Origin of the sequence: Vibrio sp. G-C-1, from assembly GCF_021728015.1 — a bacterium.
Classification (GTDB): Bacteria; Pseudomonadota; Gammaproteobacteria; order Enterobacterales; family Vibrionaceae; genus Vibrio; species Vibrio splendidus.
In genome coordinates this window covers 154,810-179,243 of record NZ_JAKKCR010000002.1, presented here as the reverse complement: position 1 = coordinate 179,243, position 24,434 = coordinate 154,810, and the positions used below count along the sequence as shown (strand labels likewise).

Below are 24,434 nucleotides of genomic sequence, written 5' to 3'. Positions count from 1 at the left end.
AACTACAATTACTCAACTAGTATAATAGTAGTCATTCATCAAATAACTAGGGAAGGTTATGAAAAAACATCTTATATTTGCATCCATAGTCAGTTTGTTTTCAAGCAGTTATGCTTTTGCAAGCGAACCTGTTCACTACTACATTATTGCGAGCCAAGCGCAACCTTTTCAGATCGAAACTGACGGGTCATCTCACAGAGGAATGGTTTCGGATATTGTTGAGGCCGTATTTGATGACAGCCAATACGAGGTCGATTACCACACCTACCCTTTCAACCGCATGATTGACAAGCTCGACGCGAGAGAGAATCCAAACTGGGTAACTTACGGCAGTCCTAGTTGGGGAAATATCCAATCTGTAAACCTGTCTAAAGATCCGATTTACAATGTAAAACACGTGTTACTGAGTAGCGGTAAGGAACCATTTGAGTTCAATACTATCGACGATTTAGACGGAAAAGCGGTGGTCTTGCTGGTGGGATTCGAATATCCAAACCTAGAGCCTTACATCAAACAAGGTAAGCTCAACGAGATTCGAGTTAAAGATTACAGCGCGGCTTTTCGTGTATTAAACCGAACGCCTGGTGATACCGTTTTTGTTGAGATGGAATCGAGAATCAAATACAACCTAAACGAGCAAAAGTTAAGTATTGATGATTATCAGATGCAAGAGTTTGGTTCAGTGATCAATAACTACCCTATCCATTTGGCGTTTGACCCTGAGATGGATCCTAAGCTGCAAAGCTTCATCAACCAACGTCTCGACCAAATGAAAGACGATGGTCAGCTCGATGACATCGTGCAAGGGTACTTATAGATTCTTCGTTTATCTGTAATAGCGCCTAGTTGACGTTGTAGAGCACTTTTCTACTCTTAGTCATCTTAGCTCGACTTGCAACGAAAAGGCCGCTCTGCTTAGTCTAGCTTAGTACTAAATTGCAGAGCGGCCTTTAAAATTTAACGTTTGGGGAAACTATCTTTGAACTTGTACTCGATAGGTTAGTGCGAAGCAATCAAATGCAGTTGTTGATTACGAAGCTGTTGTCGCACCGCCATCAAAATTTCACCTAAACGGTTCTCACCAGTTCCATCACCACCATCGCCCCAAAAATGGTCTTTATGAGAATGCTCTTTGATCACCGAATCTCCGGTGTTAGTCAGAAACAGCGCAAACTGCGGGTTCTGTCTGAACTTCTCAGTCACAATGAACTGCATCACTTCAACACGAATGTCATACCAATCTTCTCGAACTTGGTCTTCATAATCACGACTTAAAGAGAACGCTTCAGCAGGGGTACTGGCTTCCAAAATAGTATTGCGTAACGCTTCAGAAGCAAATTTCATCGCTTGATAATAATGTTCGCTGGTTGCCCAAACTTGATCGTTAACCTTAATGGGACAAGCTGCAAAATTTGACAGGTATCCGTTTGGATCTTCAGGTTCATAAAACAGCACTTCTTTGGCTTTCGCCACAGAATTAGACATAGCCTTCTCCTTACCAACGACATCTCATATTTTTGCTTTAACTTTAAAATTAGTGGCGTTGCATATTACTGTCAAACAACTTAGTTCAAGAGTATGCCATGAGCATGTTTTTAGTCGGGAACAAGCAATGTAAAGGCGGGACAATGGATTTAAATGGTGGGAGACAAGGAACATGGTTTACTTATAAAAAACTCATAGCCCTTTTAAAAAGTTATATAAATCAAAGGGTGGCGGTGCGCCACCCTCTTAAATGCAATAGGGGTCCTTAGTGAATAAGACCTAGTTCCCTCGCTTCTTCCAGACTAAAACCGCTTTCTCTAATTTCTCTTAGAGCTTCAATACGACGACGAGCTTCAGCGGACTTCATTTTCTTTTCTGGTTTGAAAGATACTTCTTCTTCAGCATCCCACTTGTTTGCAATATTTGTCATTTCATCATGGTTGATAGAATTAATGGACATGTTTTCCTCCGAAAAGCACCATGTAATGGACAGCTAATCTGTAGCAAATGCTATTTCACTTGTTAAGACATTCTGTACTGAAATGTGATGATTCCGACGCTTCACAAAGCTAATTAATAAATGCCTCATTTAAACTTTGCCAAAGCCATTTTCTGCAATTACATTTACAAGATTCCCCATAAGAAATGTGGTTTGATCCACCTCTCATTTTCCCCGTTCTCATTTCTTGTTTCCCACTGAAATTTCGTGAAATAACCCAAGATAAATTTCGAGGCACTTCATTCTTTTTGTGCTCATCGCTTTCACTAAATTCACTTCATGTTAATGATAATAGTTATCAATATCATAACTGAGTATTTATCATGTCTAGGGAAAATCCAGATAAACCACTTCTCGAAGTGAAGAATCTATGTGTCGATTACATCACCGATGACGGCGATTTTAATGCTGTAAAATCCGTAAGCTTTAGCATAGGCCAAGGCGAGATTTTTGGTTTGGCTGGCGAATCAGGATGCGGAAAAAGTACCATCGCGTTTGCCATTAACCGTTTACACAAGCCGCCTGCTTTCATCTCTGGAGGGAAGATATTGTTCAACGGGCAAGATCTGCTCGGTTTATCTGACGACCACTTGAACACCTTGCGTTGGAGCGAAATCGCCATGGTATTCCAAAGTGCAATGAACTCACTCAATCCCGTACTGACCATTGAAGAGCAGTTCGCTGATGTTTTACGTCACCACAAAGGAATGACCAACGAACAAGCTAAAGACCGCGCAGAGAAGCTCCTCGACCTTGTGAACATTCCTCGTAACCGCCTCACCGAATATCCGCATCAGTTCAGCGGAGGGATGCGTCAACGCTTAGTCATCGCCATCGCGCTCGCCCTCAATCCCAAATTGATCATCATGGACGAGCCGACAACGGCGCTTGATGTGGTTGTACAACGCGAAATTCTGCAGCAAATACACCAACTCAGAGAAGAGTTTGGGTTTTCGATATTGTTCATCACCCATGACCTGGCACTAATGAGCCAGCTATGTGACCGCATTGCCATCATGCGCCACGGCCAGATCGTTGAAATCAACCAAGCCTATGAGATTCGTAACAACCCTCAGCACTCCTACACCCAAAAGCTATGGAGTTCTTTCCCTAACATTCACGAACATGCGCACGCGACTACGTGCTAGGAGAGCTCCATGTCACAACCTATTTTTCAAGTGAAAAACCTCGTTAAAGAGTTCACCGTCGGCGGTGGATTTGGCAAAGAAGCGATCTTTAGAGCCCTACATGGGGTGAGTTTTGATTTGCATGCCGGTAAAACATTGGCGCTGGTTGGAGAATCAGGCTGCGGGAAAAGCACCTGCGCCCGATTGATGACCAAGGTTTACGCACCGACAGAGGGAGAGATACTGTTCAATGGCAGAGACATCTCTACCCTAAAAAGCCGCAAAGATATCTTGGATTACCGCAGCCGTGTACAAATGATATTTCAAGACCCATTTGGCTCACTTAATCCAACTCACACCATTGAGCACCACTTAACTCGCCCGCTTAAAATCCATAAGCAAGTTGCCACGAAACAGGCTCTCTCAGAGCGTCTCAAAGAGTTATTAACGCTGGTGGAGTTACCCATTGAAACTCTCGCCAAATACCCTCATGAGCTCAGTGGAGGCCAAAGACAGAGGGTTAACCTAGCCAGAGCACTGGCCGTTGGCGCAGAGGTTATCCTTGCCGATGAACCTACCTCGATGTTGGATGTTTCAATACGACTTGGCGTGTTGAACCTAATGCAAAAAATGAAAAAAGAGTTGGGGATTGGCTTTTTGTACATAACCCACGATCTTGCCACAGCACATTACATCGCAGAAGAGACAGCGGTGATGTACAAAGGACAGATCGTCGAATGGGGATCAACCCAGTCGATCTTGACCAATCCACAACACCCGTACACTAAACTGTTGATCTCTGCCGTGCCCGATCCCGATCTGCCATTTGGCGAACTCGTCAAAAATGAGCCAAACTATTCAATAAACGCAGATCGAATTCGAGAGCAGAGCTGTGAAATACAGCATGAAATCAAGCAAGTTGCTGATAATCACTTTGTAAAACAGTGGGATAACGTTGCATGAATGAACTAGACACTTGGTTAGAGCGGATCGGAGATTGGTACAAAGACCGAAAGCATGATCAAGTGGACCGGTTAGAACCTTTGATCTTAACGCCTCCAGATGCACTCTGGGGGCCAATGATCACGGATGAGCAGAGCAAAGGCATCGCATGTTGGCTAGACGGATGCCTGAGAATCTTTACGTTTTATCGATATAAAGACGGAACGCTGACGACATCGACAAAGTTTGCAGCATCAAGCGTATCATCGCTCTCAAACGAGGCTGGTGGTTCGCACAATCAAGAAAAGGCCTATCAATACCTGATGTTTGCCTATAGCAAGCTGCAGGCCGTGTCATGCGACCCAAAATCAGAGCCTGACTTGCAAGAGTGGTGTACGCAGCGGCTACAACACTTGTGTGTATTGGCTTTGGAGTTTACGAACCAACAGCAAGAACCACGTTGGAAAGCAGAATCAGAGAAATTGATCGAATCGCATGTACGCTTTATGGCAACCCATCCCCGAAACTATGATCAAGGCAGCATTCAAAGCCATCTCCACTGATCAAGCCCTTCTCGATCAAACATCAAATCAAAATCTCATCAGAGCTAGATCCGTAGAAAACATGATCTGGCCTTGATCATGCTTCGGCGTTTAATTATGTAAGCTATTGAATTTTAATGATTGACTGAATTTCAGGCAAAAAAAAGCGAGTCCCTTAGGAACTCGCAAAAATCTATTCAGTATGATGTAACAAAATATGAGCCAATCTATTAATCATAAGAAAGGACAAAGGTTGTCTATTCGGGATAAATAATAATCAACTGGATGCGTTACATTGTCAGAACTTTGTCAGCGTTAGGTGCGATTTTAATCAGCACCTAATGTGTTCAAACTATCCATTCATCGACCGTAAATTCGGGCTTCTTGGTAATGGGTATTTCTACTGCAAAAATCAGCTCGAAAGATCAACACGCCCTCATGATTAATGGCCAATCGCCATTTCATCGAGCGCTAGAAACACATTCTCGTCCAAATGACCTTCGTGAACTTGTTTACACACTTTACGACGCACAGCCAAACCAGAAATCAAACGTTCAATGGACAGGTGTCGATTGCTGGTGCTGTCACGGTCGTTGTACAGCTCAATTAAGCGACTCAGTGTTTCGTATGGGATAACATCCTCCCCGACTCTCAACCAATCAAGCTTCTCAATGAGCTCTGAGCACTCTTCTTTGATTGAGGCATGTGAATGCCCGGTCATAGCAGATAAAGCCGTTATACTGCGTTCTAGAGCCTCTGTGGAGGTATATTTAGAGAGAGTAATCATGATCTCATCAGCGTTGATCTCAACAGAGTGTTTACGCTGCTTAACTCGACGTCCCAATTTGCCTCTTGGCGACGGAGCTTTGCGCTGAATTGGTTCAAACTCACCATCGATAATCTCAGACAGCTCTTCCAGCTTCTGCTTAGACACCATCTCGTTACGCAGCGGGTTCGGTAACGTCGGTGCCATATTACGCTTACCGGCGTTGGTGGTACGCGCTCTTGAATAACGCAACACCTCTTCGACATTACATTTGATATCAACCTGATAATCGGTGGTTTTTCCTTTTTCGATCAACGCCGTGATCGTCAAGTGATAACCCCAAAGATTCACCAGGAAGGTATCTTCTTGATCCCCTACTTCGCCCAATTTTCTGAGTTCGCGGATCAAATCCATCGAGAAGCGACGCCAATCGATATTACGAGCCAACTTCTGGTTCAGCTCGCTCAGTAACATACAATCTGAGTGGCGACGTGCCATACGGCTTCTAAAGTACGAATACATTTGGAAGACCAAGGTATGTTGTTTCAGGATTTCTGGCGGAAATAGGAAGAAATAATCACGCGTCAGCAGCTCTTCGTAGAACGAAGGTTCCCAGACAAGGATATACAGGTTCGGTTTAATGCGAATTTCGCCATCAGAGCCCTCTGTAGGCGCTTCTTCTGATGCCGTAATGGTTCTAGCTAAGAATCGGAAACGATCACTCTTGAAGCCTTCTGGCATGTTCTCGCTAAGCCAACGGCCCGTGAGCTCGTGCAGTTGGAAATCCGTAAATTCGATACGATCAATACTGTCACGGATCGAATCGCGTGCAGGACCGCTGTCTTTCTTGCCACGCAAAGACAAAATATCAGTGATGTAGAGTGGGGTTTTGTTCGGTGTGTGTTTCGCGTCGAGATGATAATCATCTTGGTGGTGATCATGATATTGAACAGTAAGCGTGAATAACGCGAACAGCGTCATCAGATCGTCAACCGTCATGATGTTTTTAGAAGATCGTGTCTCGATCACCGCTCGAGTGCCAGAGATCGAAACCATAGATTTCTGGTAACTCTTACGTGTTCTAGGTGGCGCCAACGCTTGATCAATAATCCCCGCCCAATTGGTTGGAGAAACAATGAATTGATCCGCTTCGTCTTTCATCGTCGGTGGTGTATTCAGTCCATGTTCATTCAGTAAGCGCTTGTTTACTTTGGTTTGAGCTAGTGCTTTAGAACGCTTCTGCTTTTCATTTTGCTTGACGCTTTCTGTCACTAAACTGGTGGCACCCAGTACCGATATCAATTGGTTTGGGTTCACAAAGCGATGCAACATGGTTTTACCCGCGAGGCCTTCTTCAAAACGAACTGGGATTTGTTTGAACAGACCAATACTTACAGCGGCTCTCAGCCTTTGTTGCAAGGCGGCGCGAGTCACTTGACCATCAGTTGATTCAATAATCTCGGTGGTGGAGACGTATCCATCTTTGCTGCTAAACCCACGTAGTGAAATTAGGTTAAGAAGCTCAACGATGCTTTTGGTGACCCCTTTGAAGTGTTGATATTGTTCTATCCATTCAACGGCTGTTTCAGATACCTCAAATAAATGACCATCTTTGTGGCTTCGTGCCTTAATTAACAATTTCTCTTCTGGTTTCATTTTTGATCCGTATCACACTAGCCGTAATTTCACTATAGTTCCTGAATGATAAAGAAAGAATGATCATAAATAAAGAGAATTTATTGGCTTTTAAATAACTGATCTTTTTGATTAATATGATCTTAAATGATTAAGTGATCTAATGATCTGGCTGTGAGTTTGCTTTTAAGTGCATGAATTATAAGTGTTAAAAAAAATCCGATTGGAAAGCATGATCATAAAGAACTCGAAACGATGATCATTAAATTAAAGAAAGCATGATCACAGAACCTCAGAACGATGATCATTAAGTCATTGTAAGCATGATCATTATCGGTTCGAAAGCATGATCATTATGCTTATACAGCTTATCCACAGTCCGTAATTGATCAAGTTGTATTAAGCGGCTTCTAAGTCACCTATGTGGATATTTTTGACAGCCAATTCATCGGAACAATGATCAAGTAATGCCCCTTTTACATCGTTTTTCCCCTTTGGCGTTCAAAATTCAATCGGTATTGGTTCCATAATCACTGGTTGGGGGTTTTTAGCTCGATACATCATAAATCAGGAAGCATGATCATGAAATTGTCATGTTTCTGTATTTGTAATCCGTGTCGATTGAATTTCCAAGCAATAAGGCCTTATAGAGCTTGAATCCCCATTGCAAAAGCATTTGTCCGTAAGTTAGCTCTATATTTATATGCTTCCGGAACGATATTTACTTGATCATTTTTCCGTGAGTTGATCATTTCTAACATGCACTTACTCCGATCAATATTGGTGAGTTTAGGCCTTGATCATGCTTCATAATTTGGCCCTGTCAATTATCTAACTGTTGATGTGCTCCATGATCATTCTTCCGGATAGGTTCCAATTCTCTTTTGTTTTATTACACTCGATTTTTACTTCGACTTTGAATTTTTTGTCTATTTAGTCTGTTTGGTTATTTTTTATTGAAAATCTGACAAATTCGAATGCAAATCACACCAACCGTAATCTATGGTTGTATTTCAATCGTTCCGAAGTTTATTTGTTGGAATTACATTTACATTGTAAATAAGTGACGATGTAACATTTTAAATGTAAGCCGGAAATAGCACTGTTAGCGGTGATAAAAATAGACGTTTTTGTGTTCATCTAAGCCTATTTTTCATCAAACTGTAAAAATACAGTCTATTTTATGTGATTTTACTCATAAATGTATGTTCATGTTTTTGTTGTGTTTGTTGTTAATCGCTGTACAATTTGTTCTAGGTTAATCATTACGGAAACTGGCAATGAAAAGAGAACAAACGATTGATAAGCTCTATCAGCTGGCCGAACAAACTCAACAAGTTCAGGCTGACCGAATTGAGATTATTCTGGAAGAGCGAAGTGATGAACATTTCCCTCCAATGTCTAAAGCTATGATGGAGACGCGTTCAGGCTTAACTCGTCGAAAATTGGATGAGGCTATCAACAAGCTTGAAGCGGATGGTCATCAGTTTACAAAGAACAACGCCAATCATTACTCGATTTCATTGACTGAAGCTCACATGCTGATGGACGCAGCTGAAGTGCCGAAGTTCCACCAACGTAAGCAGCATCTAGACAATAAGCCATGGGTTATTAACGTGCAGAACCAAAAGGGCGGTACGGGTAAATCAATGACTGCGGTTCACCTAGCGGCTTGTCTGTCTTTGAACTTAGATAAGCGCTACCGTATCTGCTTGATTGACTTGGATCCACAAGGTTCTTTGCGTCTGTTCTTAAACCCACAAATTAGTGGTGCAGAGCACGACAGTATCTATTCTGCTGTTGATATCATGTTGGACAATGTGCCTGAAGGCCAAGATGTTGACCTTGAATTCTTGCGTAAGAACGTACTATTACCAACACAGTATCCGAATCTAAAGACGATTTCGGCGTTCCCAGAAGACGCGATGTTTAACGCTGAAGCGTGGCAAAGCCTATCTCAAGATCAGTCACTTGATATTGTTCGTCTTTTAAAAGAGAAGCTTATCGACAAAATTGCTGATGATTTTGATGTGATTATGATTGATACCGGCCCGCACGTAGACCCTCTAGTGTGGAACGCAATGTACGCATCGAACGCTCTTCTGATTCCATGTGCTGCCAAGCGTTTGGATTGGGCTTCAACGGTTAACTTCTTCCAGCACTTACCAACCGTGTACGAGATGTTCCCGGACGACTGGAAAGGGCTCGAATTTGTTCGTCTAATGCCAACCATGTTTGAAGACGACAACAAGAAGCAGGTATCAGTATTAACTGAGATGAACTACCTGTTGAATGACCAAGTAATGATGGCCACTATTCCAAGAAGCCGCGCTTTTGAAACCTGTGCAGATACTTACAGCACGGTTTTCGATCTAACGGTGAGCGACTTTGAGGGTGGTAAGAAAACTCTGGCTGTCGCTCAAGACGCAGTACAAAAAAGTGCTCTAGAATTAGAGCGTGTATTACATAGCAACTGGCCTTCACTTAATCAGGGATAACAAGAATGGCAATTAAAACATCTGACTTAAATGCAAAGCTATTTGGTAAAGCAAACAAACGTCGCGTAGCTACGCCACAAGAAGCTCAAACAGCGGCTAAAGAACAGGCTCAAGTGATCGAGCTTTCTGTTGCAGGCGAAGAATTGGTTTCATTTGAACTAGTTCGAATCCCGGCGGCTGACGTAGCAACTCAAACGGTTGTTTTCGAAGAAAATGCTCGTGAGCAATCTTTCTTAAACGAGCACGCGCTTTCTGATGTTCTTACTACATTGAAAGAACGTGGCCAGCAATACCCAGCGGTTGGTCGTAAAAACAAAGACGGTAAGATTGAAGTTCTCGATGGTAGCCGTCGTCGTATGTCGTGTATTTTGGCTGACAAAGAGTTCCTTATCTATGTTGCTGAAAACATCAACGGCGAACACGCTAAGTTCCTATCTGATGTCGCTAACGCTCATAAACCGCTTTCTCTTTACGAGAAGGGTAAAGAGATGCAAGCGAAGCTAGATAAAGGCGAAGCTGAAGACCAGAAAGCACTAGCGAAAATGTTCCAGTGCAGTGAAGCTTTGGTGAGTGGCGCGTTGAAAGCGGCGGCTTTGCCTCTTGAACTGCTACAAGCTTACCCAAATGTGAGCGATCTTGGTCGCCCAACCATTGTTAAGCTACACAAACAATTTGGTGGCCTGACTGGCGAACAACAGCAAACATTACTGACTAAGTGTGATGCTTCTGAAGGTTTTGTATGGCAGCGTAGCGAAGCACAAGGTGTTACGCGTTTAACTAAAGACGTTACTGAAACTTTGGAAGGTTGGATTCTTGAATTGGCACCTGCGCCAGCGAAGAAAGCTTCTCCAAAAGTTGAGCTTATTAAGGGCCGCGCTTCATACAGCCGTAAGGGTTCAAACTTGGCGTTGAACCTTAAGAAAGTGGATGACGCGACAATGGAAGAGATTTTGGCCTTCGTTCAATCCAAGCTCGACTAAGTCGACAACTTTCCATTACGACTCTAAAGCCGCATTATGCGGCTTTTTATTTGGCTGTGATAAACTGTGTCTAGATGAATCTGGACGCTAACTATGACAAACCCAACCAACACTTTTCTGCATACACTTTCTGATGTTGCTCAACATAATGATCACCGTTACGGCGTGGTTTTTAACGGCGATGTCGACTGGCAAAACACGGCTATTTCAACTTTCCTTCAAGATAAGAACGTTAAATCCATTTTTCAGATTGGCGGTGTCCCATTCGACGATGTGACGCATGCACCGGTCAAGAAGGGGCAGAAACTTCTGGGGCGTGAATGCCAGATTCTTGTTTGTGATTTTAGAGAGCAGTTTGACGCGAATGGTTTCAGTGCAGCACTGGGGTCGTTAGTGGGTGGCGGTTTGTTGTTGGTGTTGCCGCCAAACGTCAATGAAGCTGAAGAGGGTAGGAGTTCTTGCTTTGGCCAACGTTGGTTAAAGGGGCATTTCGATAAACTCATTTCTGTTTCGCAAGCTAATGAAGCTGGCGATGTTACTCAAGCAAGTAACGCATTCCCCCCAAAACAAAACGCTGAAATCGGATTGGATAGATTTAAACAGCAAAACGTGGCAGTCGAGTTGGTCAAAAAGGTGTTGTCTGGGCATCGCAAACGTCCTTTGGTTCTCACCGCAGATAGGGGCCGTGGTAAAAGTTCGACGTTGGGGATTGCCGCAGCACAGCTTCTGGTTGAACGTTATGGATTAGATATTATTGTGACTGCGCCTTCAGTGAAAGCAATCGAGCCTGTTTTTTCCCATGCAATACAGCGACTCGAAGTCATCGAAGTGGTTAACGCTACACACATTCGCCATCAAGGGGGAAGTTTAAGATTCGTAGCTCCGGATGACTTACTTAAATCTAAGCCTGATTGCGACCTGCTATTGGTTGATGAAGCGGCTGCTATTCCAATTCCTATGCTCAAGTCCATGGTCGGCATTTATCATCGTATGGTTTTTTCAACCACGGTGCACGGTTACGAGGGTAGTGGACGAGGGTTTGGGATTAAGTTTGAATCTTGGCTTTCTGTACACCGCCCTGGTTGGAAAGGCTTTAAGCTTGAACAACCGATTCGTTGGAACAACAACGACCCACTAGAAGCTTGGTTGTTTGATTGCTTCCTACTTGGTAATGACGCATCACTCACTGAATCGGCTGTTGATGAAATCGATGGCTTTTCTGCTAACGCAATCAACCAATTAAACTTGGTCGAGTTATCAAAAGCAGAATGCTTGGCTAATCCTGAGCAGCTACAACAATGTTTTTCTCTTCTCGTGGATGCGCACTATCAGACCTCGCCTAATGACTTAATGCAGTTTCTCAACAATTCAGCAATCCGTTTGTACGCCGCCTGGAAGCAAGATGAATGCTTAGGTTGTATGTTGGTCATTGAAGAGGGTGGCTTAGATAAAGATTTGACTGCTCAGATTCAAATTGGAAAACGCAGGCCTCAAGGACACCTTGCACCTGTGTTACTGGCAAACCAACTTGGCTGTACAGAAGCGGCGACCAGTCGCTGCCTTCGAGTGATGCGCATTGCAGTTTCAACGCCTCATCAAGGTTTGGGCATTGGCGGTTGGATGTTGGCTAAGTTATCAGAGCAAACCAGCCAAGCGGATTATCTGGCGACAAGCTTCGGTGCGACTAGTGAGTTGATTTCATTCTGGCGCGATAACGATTTTGTACCTGTCCATATTGGCCACCAGCGCGATCAGGCAAGTGGCTGCCACTCGGTACTGATGGTTAAGGCGCTTACCTCAAACTCCCAAAGCTGGATTAACCAAGCTCTAAGTCACTTCGAGCGTAGCTACTGCTTTCTTGTTTCAGGTTCTTTAGTTTCACTTGAAACCGAAATGGTGCGCGTACTGCTGCCAAAGAGTGTCAATACCGTTAGCGAGTTTGAAACTCAGTTAGTTAGAAATTACGTGAACGGTGGCAACAGTTACGATGCGATTAGCTTCAGCGTACTGAACTTGATTCTACTTGGTAACGATCGAAATATAGGTATTTCTGACTTACTCATCGCAAAGGTCGTTCAGCAGAAAGAGTGGGGGACTTGTGTTGAACAGTCTAATCTTGTTGGTCGCAAACAAGCAGAGATTCAGTTTCGTAAAGACGTCGATGTTTTGCTAGCAAATTTACAGTGTAAATAGACAAGCCATCATTTAAATAGACTGACCGTTACAAATTAGATTTACAGTGTAAATTAGAATTTTGGATTTACACTGTAAACTGAAGCTCCATATTGAAATCCGTTTTTACCCTGATTATCAGCTTCATCACTTCTGTTCCACCTCTCCACAACAGCCTTTAATCATCTAAAGCTATTCGCCTTTACTATCTTGCTCTAATATCGAATCGACATTCAATCACACGAAATATTCTGAAAAATTTCCCTATGTATTTGTAAAGGCGAAGTAGATCATAAAATGTGTAAGTCTTATTTATGAGTCATGTTTGCAGAATCGAAAGTAAGTGATGTGACGCTGATTATTCTAATAATGTGATACTCAGCGCAGAACGAATTATATAGACTGAATAACAACTGAGTCATTAGGGATACTCAATTCGAATGTGGGATAACATTGTTACATTGTCAGAAGACAAGCAACAAGTGATGGCATGTCTGCCGTCGGGGTTTGTGGTTGAAGCAAGCTTTGATAACACGACGTTGCCACCAACCTTGGAAGCTTTGGACGCATCAAACTATTTTCTTTTTGAAGAAGAGGTGTTGCGCTTCGTCACTCTTGCCAAAGAAGGTAAAGGGGAAGCTTACGAAGGAGTCTTGATTGCCGAAGTTCGTAACGCAAGCGTTGCCGTCGAACTGTCTGATGACGAGATGCTCGCGAGTCTGGTGGTGACAGGACCACATCATGGTCACGCACTGCGCGGGAGCGACATCATTCACTGTTTAGCCCAAGCCCACATAACAAAGGGAATTAATAAGTTAGCGCTCAGAAAAGTGCTGATGATGAGTAACAAGCTTAAACCCGGTGAAAAGTTTACTCAACCCGTCGCGAAAGGGACGCAGCCAATAAAGGGCAAAGATGCTAAGTTTGCCGCCTTGGTTGAAGACATTACTCGCCAAGTCTTGAAGCCTCGCAGTAAAGACGAAGGCAAGATTGATATGCGAGACTTGGGGCAAACCATTACTGTTGGTCAAAATGATCACTTGATGAAGCGTACTCCCGCGACCAAAGGCATCGCTGGCTTTACAGTTCAAGGTCGAATTATCCCACCGCTTCCTGGACAAGACAGTTTAATTAAGCCTGGAAAGGGCACCTACATCTCCCCTGACGACCCCAATTTATTACTCGCTTCATTTCCTGGATTACCCATAATCAAAGATAGAACTATAGAAGTAGATGACGCCTTGTGTGTTAGCAACGTAGATGTATCAACCGGACACGTTAAATTCAAAGGCAATGTCTTTGTCTCTGGCAACATTGAACCGGGGATGATCGTCAAGGCGACAGGAAGTGTCACGGTTGGTGGCTTTATTGAATCGGCAGAAGTCCAAGCACAGGGTGATATAAAAGTCGCGAAGGGGATTATCGGTCATACGACTAAAGAGGGTGAGCCGAAAAGCTGCAAGGTGTTTAGCAAAGGTTCTATCACAGCAAGCTACGCGCAGAACGCCGAACTCCAAACCTCCACCGACCTTCGACTGGGTGTGCACAGCATGAGTAATGATATTCGTTGTGGTAACAACCTTATCGTGATGGACAGTTTGAAGAAGCACGGTACGCTCAGTGGCGGCGAAGCTAGAGTCGGTGGGAAAGTGGAGTGTGTCTTTTTAGGCGTAGAAGGAGATACCGCAACCAAGGTATACGGATTTGCACGTTACGATGGTTACCGACAAAAGATAGCCGAGCTGAAAGAAACTTATAAGCATGCTCAAGAGCAGACCATGGATGTGATTCGCCAAGAGCTCGAATTTAAGAAGCGACCAAAAGCGGAACGCAGCGAAGAGCAAGCACTAGAAATTGAGCAGCAAAGAGAAAAAAATAATCTTGCGATCGAAAATACTAAATCACAGTTAGATACGCTTGAAGCTGAGTTTGAAACCAACCTTGCCGAGTGCACAGTTGAGGCGCATGAAAAGGTGTATACGCGAGTGACGATTCAATTTTGTGATGAGACAGTCACCACCAAGCGAACCCACGGCGGCAGCGTATTCTCGTTCAACCAATACGAGATTCAATGTTCATTCAAAATGGAACAAGAAGATATCTCGTTGTAATTGGTGCCTATTTACGGCATCGACTCAGCGGTTATCAATAATATCTTCATCGCAATATGACATCATGTTAGAAGAGAGATATCTGTGAATGACATTGCCCCCTGATGTTCATTAGATAAAACAAAGACCAACGGCTATTCAATATTCTTCATTAATCAGAGGACCACACAGAGCGAATATCTGGCCATCCCCAATTAGTGAGCGATATATCTTCTAAGACGCCGTGAAAACGTAATGTTTGAGTGTGATGGAACATAGGAGCAATCCAATATTCACTGATTAGTGTTGAAGCGATGGGTTCTAGTGCGCTTAGGTAATCTTCAAGTGGAGTGAATGCTCGTACGTTTTCCAATTGTTCATCAAGCCATCTTGCATTTACCTCTCCTAAAGTGTGGTACAAAACGTTATTGCTGTAGAAATTAGAAAATGCTGAAGCATGACGGTTATCATCCAAATTGGTATTCGTTAAGATCAGTGTTTCATCGAGCGTGCCGTTCTCTGCTTTTTCACTCAACTCTCGATAGGAATACATTACTATTTCAACCTTACAGCCGTGATCGGTAAGTACAGAAGAAATAGCGCGAGCGCATCGACGCAATGCTGTGTAGTTGTAACCTGCGATGGTGATGGTTTTTGGTAACGCGCAGACTTCACCAAACGGGCGTAATACGGGGCTCCAAATGGGTAATAAGTTGTTGGCTAGTACGCTGCCATAATGCATTTTCTCTTTACGAAATAGTTCGAGCAGTCGCTGTGGGTGAATTAACTCCGTAATGTAACGACGTTGAGCGCGTGTTAATGGATGTTTCGTATGTTGGTTGAATAGAGCGAATAAGCAGCCGTCTTCAGTTCGACTGTGTTGACTCGAGTGAGAGGCATTAGGTGTTTGTATTGAAACCTCAATACCGCTCGTGGTTTCAGATACTTGGATAGGAGCATTACTTGATAGCGATGGGTTCTCCATTTTCTCATCATTTACAATCCAAATCGTGACTAAATCGACTAACACACGACACGAATAGTAGCCATCGAACGCTTGCAACTTTAGTTTATTTTTATCGTGCTCGACCACAGAGAATGGACCACTTCCAATCACCGAATTGTTGTTTGCAACATTCACTTGGTTCGCTGGCTGAATGCCGTATTTGACGCCTGAAATAAGCCCAGCGAACCCACGATCCGGTTTGTTCAATGTAAATACAATCTTTAAGGGATGTGGCGCCGCAATATCGGTGACGTGCGCTAGCTCTTTTTGATAATAATGAAGTGCGCTGAGCTTAGCAAAGAGACCCACAATCGTATCTGCGTTAATTGGTTCACCGTTGTGGAATGTGAGCCCTGGACGAAGATAAAACGTCCATTGATAATTATCCTCATCATAACGCCAATGATGAGCAAGTTCAGGCCTCACAACGCCTTTGTCATGACTGGATACCAAGCAGCAATAAACCTGACGCAAAAAGAAACGCTCACTACAACGGTGCAATTGGTGGGGGACAATGCGCTCAAACATTCGCTTGTATGTCAGCTGGATGTTCACTCGGCCTTCTTGAACAGAAGTCCCAGAGGTTGTTTTTAGTAGTCGGCCAAACATCGCTTCATCTTCATCGAGAATCGCTAATGCTCTCTCATACTTGCCTTGTTGGATTTGCTCTAGCGCTAGGTTCTCTTTTAGGGAGTTTAACTCAATGTTTAAAAGCAGCGTCGAGCGTTTGTTTCGACCTGCTTTTGGCTGCCAGGTCAACCACTCTAGCTCCTGCATTTGCGATAAAAGGTTGCGAGCATGTCGAGGAGAAGCACACAGTAAATCAGCAACTCCCTCTACTGTGGTCTTTATTTCGCTGCCGACTCCTGTGGGTATGAGTCGCTGGTAATACCTAAGCAGGTTGAGATTAGACACCAAAAGCCCTTAATTAGTGGATAGCCTGGTATTTTACTCAACTTAGGTCCAAGAAAATAAGAAAATGTTCGGTTACTTTTTTCCTCTTTTGTTACTTTGTAAGGTAAAAAAGGGGGAGCTGATGCTCCCCCTTTGCTTTTGCTGATATTGATTTAGTTAGATTCTTTAAGTCACATGAGCGCTTTAACTTGCTGCTCTTACCTTGCCTTGCTTCAAGTCTGACAGAACTTGTGCTTTCGGGCCGTCGGCAATAATGCTGCCTCTCTCCATCACAATCACTCTATCTACAATATCCAACATCGATGTTTTGTGGGTGATAAGAATCAATGTCTCGCTTGGCAATAACTGGTTGAGTTGATGTTTGATGTGCATCTCTGAGCGATTATCCATCGCACTGGTCGGTTCATCCATCAAAAGCACGGGTGGACGTCCTAAGAAGGCTCTCGCTATGGCAATCGACTGACGTTGACCACCAGATAGCAAAGCGCCACCTTCGCCCACTTGGCGTTCTAAGCCTGCTGGATCTTGCTGAGTAAAAGCGGTCACGCCTGCACGGTTGGCTGCGTCCATCACATCACGGTCATCGACCAACGGGCGACCTAAGGTAATGTTGTCTCTTACTGAGCCGTAGAACAGGTTACTGTCTTGCGGTACACAGCCTATATTGCGTCGTACGTCGACATGATGCAGTTGTTCCATGTCAGTGTCATCAATGCGCACATGACCTTCTGTAGGCTTGTATAGGCCCATAATCAAACGTTCTAGCGTGGTCTTGCCTGAACCAATTCGGCCAATGATCGCCACTTTTTCACCGGGTTTGATATTAAGGGTTAGGTCTCTGATAGAAGCGACAGGCGAGTCTGGGTAGTGGAACGTCACTTTATCTAGCGCAATATGACCCTGAATAATCGGACGGTGGATGTAGCGCTTACCTTCTTCCTGTTCATCAGGCATCGACATTACTTGTTCAATCAAGGTCATCGAAGACTTTGCTTGGTTGTAACGTGTAGAAAGCAAAGACAGTTGAACAAGAGGGCCAATTGCACGGCCGCTCAACATGGTCGCGGCAATCAAGCCACCCATGGTGAGTTCACCTTCTGCGATGAGGTACACACCAAAAATGATCATACCTACATTGGTACTTTGTTGAACAAAGCCAGCCGTGTTTTGGATGCTGTCGGTGATACGGCGACTTTTGATATTCCAGTTTGCCATGTGCGCAACCGCTTCTTCCCAACGGAATTGGAACTGACTTTGCGCGCTGAATAATTTAACGGTCTCTAACCCAGCCAAACTCTCAATCAGGTTCGCGTACTTCTGAGAAGCAAGTCTAGAGCCTTCTTCAATCGTACGACGTAGTGGCCCTTGGATTAACAGTGCATAGATGATCAAAATGACCACACCGACGACAGGAACAAACACAAGGTTTCCGGCCATCAGCCAAATTAACGCCAAGAACATCAGCGCGAATGGTAAGTCGATTAACGAGCCAATGGTTGCTGAGGTAAAGAACTCACGGATTGATTCAAATTCTTGCAGGTTTTTCGCGAAAGCGCCAACAGAGGCGGGCTTTGCTTCCATGCGAATCCCCAGAACTTTACTGAACAGTTTAGAGGAAATTAAGATATCGGATTTTTTCCCCGCGACATCAATGAAGTAACTGCGCATTAACTTGAGAAGCAGATCGAAAAGGAAGACGACGAAAATACCACTCGCCAACACCCACAGGGTTTCAAAGGCAAGGTTGGGGACTACTTTGTCGTACACCAAACGAGTAAACATTGGCGCGGCAATGGCGAAGATATTGATCAGAATGGATGCAATCAACACATCACGATAGATGTTTTTAGATTCCCAAATGGTGCTCCAAAACCAGTGACCTTTGCGTGTTTTTAGAACCTCTGGTGAACGTTCATCATAACGGAATTGTTTTTTTACCAAGAAGTAGCGGCCGATGAATTGTTCTTTGAGTTCATCGATTGTAATGACGATAGGCACCATCCCGCTTTCTGCGGTGATGATCTCTGCTTCTTGTTTTTCTAAATCGATACTATTTAGAACACATGCTTCGCCCTGTTTGAGAAGTAGAATAGCAGGCAGAATCAGGTGAGGAATACTTTCTAACTCGGAACGGTTTTCTTTCGCCACTAATCCTGCTCGTTCAGCAGAACGAGGGAATAGGAAAGGGGTTAGCTTTCCATCGGATAGTGGTAGCCCATTGATCAACGCTTCGGGCGAGTTAGCTAACCCGTAATACCGACTAACGTAGATCAGTGAGTTTAATAGTGGATCTTGCATGCGATATAACCCTTACAACTATTTATCAACAATGAAGCCTTGGAACACTTCTACGTAGTTATCAGACAGGATATCTAGCTGAGTCTGAGTTTCTATTCGAGACGCAATGGTAGTTATGCCTAGGTTGTGAGCGGTTCTAGAGATCGACGTTAAGGTGAATTTCTGTTTTTCATCATCAAGGTTGTGCGTAAACAAGTAATCCAACTTCACATAGCTTGGGCGGTACTCGTTGATGTAATCCAATGATTGGAAATTACGTCCGTAGTTATCAACCCCGAATACGGAGTCAGCGTTACGAATGGTGTTACACAGCAGCGCCGTGTAGTGCGGAACATTGATGAAACAATTTTCTGGAATCTCAAAATGTAACAGATGAGCAATTGAGGCATTGTGTTCAAGAGTTTTACCAATCCAGCGGATGAAGCTTGGCTGAGAAATACTGCTTGGCGAAATATTGATAGCAACGGGCCTCGTGACTTCTTTCGCATTCAGTTTCTCAATCATCTTCTCGATAACGTATTGGTCGAGAATGTGGCTCATTTCTAACTGTTCTAGTGCGTATAGATATTGGTTTGCACCGTAACGAACTCCCTCTTTTTCAATCGCAGAGAACACTTCTTGGTGATACGTTTTGCCAAAGCTATTGTTTGCAGCTTGCAGACGGAAGGTGACAAGGTCGTTGATGATCGCTTCTTCAACCAACATACGCCATTGTTGTTTGCCCATCACAGCACCATGATCGTCTGCCGTTACGTAGCCGTAAGTCAGTTCACGGTTCGCCTTCGCACTTGAGAGCGCGTTATCGACCAACGACATGATTTCGGTACTGGTTTTTCGCGTGTTGCTGTATGTAACACCTAGCGCGATGTGTGGATTCGCCGTACCTGTTGGGTCTGAACCTAGGTTTTGAATGCAGTTTACGATGCTGCCAGCAACAAGTTTAAGTTCGCTTTCATCAATGTTTGGCATGATGAAACCGAATTCGTCACTAGAAATACGGGCGATGGTGATATCTGGTGATGAGATTGAAGCTTGCAGCTGTTCAGCCAGTTGATGAACCAAGGCATCACCTTCTTGATAGCCTTTTTCGTCGTACTCTTCACTAATAAATTCGGCTTTTAGTACGGCTAAACCACCTAAACTCGACTCTTCTAACCATTGAGTTAACTGAGACATGTAGTAAGCGCGGTTGCCTAGCTGAGATACAGGATCGATATACGCTCTTTCACGCAGCTTTTGAGCTTCTTTCGCTTGGTTTTTAAAGGCCAGTTCAACTTGGGTCGACATGTGGTTGATACCGTCGACAACTAAGGTCAGGTCTTTTGTTTTCGGACGGGCCAGTGGTTCACCAAACTGATTCTTCGCGATCTGATCCATCTTGGTAATGATCAACGAGAGTGGGCGTAATGCGCGTTTAAGGATCCAAGAGATAGACACTAAACCGAGCAAGAAGATCGTGCCAAAGATGCCCAGTAAGCGGATGAACGCTTGCCAAAGTTGATCGTAGGCAGGACCAGGGTGACTTACGATCTCTACTTCTGCCAGTTGCATCCAGCCACTGGTAATCACGCGGCGGTCATGAACAGGCTCAAATAGATTTAGGTTGGTAAACCACTCTGGTACGCCGGTTGGCTTTACAGGGTATGAACGGAGAATGTCATCTCCGGTGTCTAGGAAAATCAATCGCACGACGGAATAAGAACTGCCATCAAATAGGGCGTTGATAACAGACTCCACTGCCACCTTGTCCTTTTCTTCTAGGTAAGGGGCGAGAGCCAGTCCAACAGTATTAATGGTATTACTTACCTCAGAGCGTTGCTGCTCCTCTAAGTATCCACGGGTGGTATTGAATTCGATCATAAAAACTGACGTCATCAGCAGTATGAATACCGCAACCATCCCGACCACAAGCTGTTTATATAAAGTCATTGTACCTACTCATCGTAATTGATAATGGGTTTGTTTAAATTGAGAGAGCGCTCACGAGAACGTAGGTCGTTCCATAAGCTCAATCTTGAAGATTTCCCTGCCAGCTTACCGCTGCCTGCTGCCGACTTAATTAACCAAAGGTTTTTACCATTGAAGCTGTATATCGGTCGCAGGTCTCCGCGTTTAGAACCGCGTTTTATTTCAGGGTTTAAGTTATCCAAAATTAGTGGTTCTGCACTGGGTGTTGAGTAGTACGCCAACACCATATGGAATTGGTTTAACTCAAGTGCTTTTACGTACACCAATCGTAATTTTTTATCTGGGACGCCGAGTTCAAGTAAAGAGAAGTATTTTGCGATAGTGAAGTCTTCGCAATCACCCGCGTTACTGCCTAAAAACTCCAGTGGTGTCGCCCAGTAGTCATTCTTTCCCCACAGTATGTTGTCATCGACAAAGTACATTTGGTTGAAGAACCGGTTTACCGAATCAAGCTTTTCCGTTTCACTTAGCCCTTCGTACGACGTCATATTGGAGCGCCATGTTGCCACTCGTTTTCCGGCTCTTTCCCCGTAGGTTGCAGTAACCGCGTCTATCCACCTTTGGTCGCTCTTGTTGAGCGCCACTGAGGTAAAAGAGGTGAGGACCAGCAACAATAACGAAATCCGAGATTTCATAGCCTCTGCTCTTGTCTGTTCACTGTGTATTGAAAGGCGCTATCAAGCATCAAACGTCCTTACTCTTTTAATGCGTTGTTTTGAGCGCTTAATAGTGGCTTCAACATGTATTCAAGTACGGTTCTCTTGCCCGTGATGATATCGACAGAGGCTGTCATACCAGGAATGATCGGCAACTCTTCGTTGTGTCCAAAGCTGTATTTATCGGTACGTACACGCACGATGTAGAAGCTATTGCCTTCTTCATCTTGAGTGGTATCGGCGCTGATGTGTTCTAGCACACCTTCTAAACCGCCATATTTTGTGAAGTCATAGGCACTAAATTTAACAATGGCGGTCAGTTCTGGGCGTAGGAATGCGATATCTTGCGGAGCGATTTTAGCTTCAACCAATAGCGAGTCTTCAGTCGGTACAATCTCAACAATGTCCATACCCGGCTGAATAACACCGCCCACGGTATTAATACCGAGTGTTTTGACTGTGCCCGTTACGGGAGAGACCACGATGGTACGGTTTACTCTGTCTTCAAGGCCAACCGAAGATTCGGTCATTGCAGAGAGCTTGTCTTGTGCTTGGTTCAGTTTTTCTTGTTGTTCCGAGCGGAAGCTCAATGCTGCATCAATACGGCTTAACATAGATTCTTTGATTGCGGAACGAAGGAGAGGGATTTTGAGTTCGCTCGAGGTCATTTCTCGACGAGTGTCATTCACTTGTCTTTGAAGCTTGAGGAGTTCAATTCTTGGCACAACGCCTTCATCGGCAAGCGGTTTTGTTATGTCTAATTCTTGGCGGGCAAATTTGTAACTTTGTCTTAAGTTATTGACGCGCGATTTTATTTCAACAAGGTCTTGTTGCTTTTGTTCAACTTGTTGATCAAAAACGGAAAGTTGGTTTCTTAGGTTGTTCAGGTCTTGACGATATTCGGCTTTTTGGCGATTAACCAGTTTAGGTTGAAGTTCGTATAGCTTTGGTGGGAAGGCGAGTTTGCCGTAGTCGAGTACCACACTTTGTTTCCAGTTTTCGACGGAGAACTCTTCGTTGATGACCACGCTGTTAAAGGAAGCTGAAAGCATCAACACGCTGGCAGTTAAGTTTGCCACTTGTTGTTCGCGCTCTCGGAAGTCAGAACGGAATCGAGTGTCATCGATCAACAGCAGCTGTTGACCTTTTTGAACGCGTTGACCTTCCCTTACTAATATCTCTTTTACGAGGCCGCCTTCAAGGTTTTGCACTACTTGGATTTGGGAAGAGGGAATGACTTTGCCTTGGCCAACGGTGACTTTATCGATCTCAGCCCAAGCGGACCACCCAATAGCAGCAATAAAAAACAGAACGATCACCCATAACATAATACGCGCACTGGTGGGCGTATTGAGTAGTAGTGCCGCTGTTTTATCATCGACATACTCAAGTTCGGTTTCGTTCAATTTGCTGTAATTCTTCTGGCTCATGACAGTCCTTGTTTGCTAAATAAAAGTGCAAGCCTATTGAGTGTATTCTTACTTTTGATAAATGTTAAGATTTTGCTCCTTTAAATCTTTGAATTTATATATTTTTTAAGACTTATCGGTTCTTGAAATCTGTTTTATCCAATTGGTGCTTTCTCAGCTTGTCATACAGTGTCTTTCGCGACACTTGCAGCTCTTGTTGCACTTCTTTTAAACGTCCTTGATGGCGATGCAGTGCCTCAATTAAGATAATTTGTTCAAAGCTATCAGTACGTTGGTTTAACGACTGTTGCTGCTCCTCAATGCTCACGTCACGTTCATCCGCGTCACTTTGCTCACCAGTATCACCGTCGAGCGACGGCTGCTTAATTTGAGTCAGCACTCTGAGTTCGGCATGTTGGCGAAGCTGACGAATGTTTTCCGTCCAATGAGTCGCAATGAGTCGTTGAATCTCTTTTTCTGTAATGACGGGTGGCGGCAGCTGATATCGACTTGCCGCACCACGAGCAAAATGCTTAAACAAGGAGCCAATATCTTCGGTTCGTTGCGCCAAGGTTAACAAATCAAATCGGCGGAACTCACCTACAATTGTAGTTGGAACTATTGTGGTTGCGATAATGATACAAGTTGCATTGGTCTTGCATGAGTTTTCACGAAGTAGAGTGGGTTTTAGAGCCGCTAACCAGCGCCACTGTTGTGAAGTTAATGCTTCTGTTTCATGGATATAAAGTGTTCCACCCTGATATTTTCTGAATAATTGCACGACAAACTGATCAAACGTAACTTGGTCATTGCGTGGTAAATTGAACGCAGCGACAGGGCAAAGCTCTGCGGATTGATGGCTGTGTAGATCGTGCGTGTACTGCGCCGTGACCCTTTTACCTGTCCCCAGATCGCCGACAAACAGTAGAAGAGGGTGAGTTTGGGTATCTAAAGTGATCAGTTCTCGGCGTAATGCCTGCATGGATGGCGATTGACCAATCAGTTTTGGTCCCACCTGATTCTGCATCGCCAACTCTTTACGCAATAAGTTGTTCTCTTCAACCAGTGCGAGTTTATCTGCGGCTTTTTTTACCGCGGTGAGTAGGCCATCGACCACAAATGGCTTTTCCAGAAAATCGTAAGCGCCGGCTTTCATTGCCGACACCGCGGTTTGCACGTCACCATGCCCAGTAAGGACGATGATCTGAAAATGAGGATTTTGGCTCAGCAACTTTTGTGTCAATTGAATGCCATCCATCACTGGCATGTGAATATCGGTGATGACAATTCCAGCTTGCGCGGTATCTATTTTCTTTAATACCTCAATAGCATTAGGAAAGCAGACGATATCGATGCCTTCAATGAGCATGGCTTGTTCTACGGAGTCTCGGATTGCGGGTTCATCGTCGACAAAATAGAGTTTAGGCATAGAGTGCAAAAGTCGAG

17 protein-coding genes are annotated in these 24,434 nt (G+C 44.1%); 8 read left to right on the top strand and 9 right to left on the bottom strand.

The window, feature by feature from the left end; translation table 11 throughout:
* Window positions 1–58 precede the first annotated feature (58 nt).
* Window positions 59–817, top strand: a complete 759-nt coding sequence (locus tag L3V36_RS03895; RefSeq protein ID WP_065680957.1) for a transporter substrate-binding domain-containing protein — start codon at window positions 59–61, stop codon at window positions 815–817.
* Window positions 818–999: 182 nt separating this feature from the next.
* Here L3V36_RS03895 and L3V36_RS03890 read toward each other — a convergent pair whose 3' ends face one another.
* The gene (locus L3V36_RS03890) at window positions 1,000–1,485 is read right to left on the bottom strand and encodes an NADAR family protein (protein WP_004732576.1); all 486 of its coding nucleotides are present in this window, start codon (window positions 1,483–1,485) and stop codon (window positions 1,000–1,002) included.
* 265 nt (window positions 1,486–1,750) lie between these two features.
* A complete protein-coding gene (locus tag L3V36_RS03885) occupies window positions 1,751–1,945 on the bottom strand; it encodes a hypothetical protein (protein WP_004732575.1) in 195 nt (64 codons plus the stop codon).
* Window positions 1,946–2,307: 362 nt separating this feature from the next.
* On the opposite strand from L3V36_RS03885, the gene L3V36_RS03880 reads away from it, so the two are divergent.
* From L3V36_RS03880 to L3V36_RS03870, 3 genes are read left to right on the top strand one after another with little or no spacing between them, the layout of a single operon-like run.
* Entirely contained in the window at window positions 2,308–3,132 is an 825-nt protein-coding gene (locus L3V36_RS03880) for an ABC transporter ATP-binding protein (protein WP_102447322.1), read from the top strand.
* 9 nt (window positions 3,133–3,141) lie between these two features.
* Window positions 3,142–4,074, top strand: coding sequence for an ATP-binding cassette domain-containing protein (locus tag L3V36_RS03875; RefSeq protein WP_102447321.1), 933 nt, complete (start codon window positions 3,142–3,144; stop codon window positions 4,072–4,074).
* Entirely contained in the window at window positions 4,071–4,616 is a 546-nt protein-coding gene (locus tag L3V36_RS03870; RefSeq protein WP_102447320.1) for a transcriptional regulator, read from the top strand. The genes L3V36_RS03875 and L3V36_RS03870 overlap by 4 nt, the downstream gene beginning before the upstream one ends.
* Before the next feature lie 421 nt (window positions 4,617–5,037).
* On the opposite strand, the gene L3V36_RS03865 is transcribed toward L3V36_RS03870, so the two are convergent.
* Window positions 5,038–7,017 (bottom strand): replication initiator protein RctB domain-containing protein, encoded by a 1,980-nt coding sequence (locus tag L3V36_RS03865; RefSeq protein WP_004732568.1) that lies wholly within the window; start codon window positions 7,015–7,017, stop codon window positions 5,038–5,040.
* Window positions 7,018–8,276: 1,259 nt separating this feature from the next.
* Here L3V36_RS03865 and L3V36_RS03860 point away from each other — a divergent pair.
* From L3V36_RS03860 to L3V36_RS03845, 4 genes are all read left to right on the top strand, one after another.
* Window positions 8,277–9,494 carry a ParA family protein gene (locus L3V36_RS03860; protein ID WP_065680953.1) on the top strand — a complete coding sequence of 406 codons (1,218 nt, stop codon included), beginning with the start codon at window positions 8,277–8,279 and terminating at the stop codon, window positions 9,492–9,494.
* Window positions 9,495–9,499: 5 nt separating this feature from the next.
* A complete protein-coding gene (locus L3V36_RS03855) occupies window positions 9,500–10,474 on the top strand; it encodes a ParB/RepB/Spo0J family partition protein (RefSeq protein ID WP_004732564.1) in 975 nt (324 codons plus the stop codon).
* 93 nt (window positions 10,475–10,567) lie between these two features.
* Window positions 10,568–12,667, top strand: a complete 2,100-nt coding sequence (locus L3V36_RS03850; RefSeq protein WP_065680952.1) for a GNAT family N-acetyltransferase — start codon at window positions 10,568–10,570, stop codon at window positions 12,665–12,667.
* 419 nt (window positions 12,668–13,086) lie between these two features.
* Window positions 13,087–14,757 carry a FapA family protein gene (locus L3V36_RS03845; protein WP_065680951.1) on the top strand — a complete coding sequence of 557 codons (1,671 nt, stop codon included), beginning with the start codon at window positions 13,087–13,089 and terminating at the stop codon, window positions 14,755–14,757.
* A 151-nt stretch (window positions 14,758–14,908) separates the two neighbouring features.
* Here L3V36_RS03845 and L3V36_RS03840 read toward each other — a convergent pair whose 3' ends face one another.
* From L3V36_RS03840 to L3V36_RS03815, 6 genes are all read right to left on the bottom strand, one after another.
* The gene (locus L3V36_RS03840) at window positions 14,909–16,657 is read right to left on the bottom strand and encodes an SgrR family transcriptional regulator (protein ID WP_065680950.1); all 1,749 of its coding nucleotides are present in this window, start codon (window positions 16,655–16,657) and stop codon (window positions 14,909–14,911) included.
* Between the two features lie 183 nt (window positions 16,658–16,840).
* Window positions 16,841–18,955 carry a type I secretion system permease/ATPase gene (locus L3V36_RS03835; protein ID WP_017084947.1) on the bottom strand — a complete coding sequence of 705 codons (2,115 nt, stop codon included), beginning with the start codon at window positions 18,953–18,955 and terminating at the stop codon, window positions 16,841–16,843.
* A gap of 18 nt (window positions 18,956–18,973) precedes the next feature.
* The gene (locus L3V36_RS03830; RefSeq protein ID WP_065680949.1) at window positions 18,974–20,884 is read right to left on the bottom strand and encodes a LapD/MoxY N-terminal periplasmic domain-containing protein; all 1,911 of its coding nucleotides are present in this window, start codon (window positions 20,882–20,884) and stop codon (window positions 18,974–18,976) included.
* A 5-nt stretch (window positions 20,885–20,889) separates the two neighbouring features.
* Window positions 20,890–21,558 carry a transglutaminase-like cysteine peptidase gene (locus tag L3V36_RS03825; protein ID WP_017078414.1) on the bottom strand — a complete coding sequence of 223 codons (669 nt, stop codon included), beginning with the start codon at window positions 21,556–21,558 and terminating at the stop codon, window positions 20,890–20,892.
* A gap of 59 nt (window positions 21,559–21,617) precedes the next feature.
* Window positions 21,618–23,009 (bottom strand): HlyD family type I secretion periplasmic adaptor subunit, encoded by a 1,392-nt coding sequence (locus L3V36_RS03820; RefSeq protein ID WP_017081323.1) that lies wholly within the window; start codon window positions 23,007–23,009, stop codon window positions 21,618–21,620.
* A gap of 112 nt (window positions 23,010–23,121) precedes the next feature.
* Window positions 23,122–24,417 carry a response regulator gene (locus L3V36_RS03815; RefSeq protein WP_208774605.1) on the bottom strand — a complete coding sequence of 432 codons (1,296 nt, stop codon included), beginning with the start codon at window positions 24,415–24,417 and terminating at the stop codon, window positions 23,122–23,124.
* Between the last annotated feature and the right edge of the window lie 17 nt (window positions 24,418–24,434).